Below are 668 nucleotides of genomic sequence, written 5' to 3'. Positions count from 1 at the left end.
ATCAAAAATTCGTAAGAGAAAAATAAGGCTCTGAGAATTTCAGAGCCTTAGGAAATATGCTTTGTCGCTATGGTTTGAGAATGACAAAAGTTTGCCCATCACTCAGCGTGAAGCTTACCGAACCAGTTTTTTTATCAATACCCGATTTGCTACACTCGCTATCATTGCCACATGAATCACTAGGGTTGTTGTTCCACACGCCACCAAGCAATCCTGAGCCCGTGACAATCGCCGTCCACGTTTTGCCATTGTTGATGGATTGTGTTGTCACACCGCCAGAAGGTGGTGGGGCTTCTTGTTCTGTATAACTCGCAGTTACACTCACGTTACTGATACCGCTATACGCGTAAACCCCAATATGCCACATCCCTTCACTTGGCGTAGCAAAACTGCACACTTCGTTACTATTCGAGCTGATAGAGCGACAATCGTAGTTTGACAAACTTGGCGCACTGCCCAACTTAACGTAGAGGTCGGCATCCCCATTTGAACCTGCGGTCGTGATGGTTAAGTCTGAACCGTTTGCTGGCACATCAATAGTGAAGCAGTGCCACTGCCCTGTCGAAGCAGATTCGATATTGCTTGATGTCCCATTACTCAACGACACAGCATCACAAGCGCTTGAAGGTGGTTCAACGACACCACCATCCGTCGACACGCCAACTTGG

1 protein-coding gene is annotated in these 668 nt (G+C 47.3%); it reads right to left on the bottom strand.

Going from position 1 to position 668, the window contains the following annotated elements:
- Positions 1-67 precede the first annotated feature (67 nt).
- Positions 68-668, bottom strand: a 601-nt coding sequence (locus R7E78_RS27185; RefSeq protein ID WP_318058757.1) for a PPC domain-containing protein, incomplete at its 5' end; no start/stop codon positions are given.

The sequence above is a fragment of the Vibrio sp. YT-19(2023) genome (genome assembly GCF_033337395.1).
Note: the sequence above shows the minus strand (reverse complement) of the source record. Positions and strands in the feature narration are given on the sequence as shown.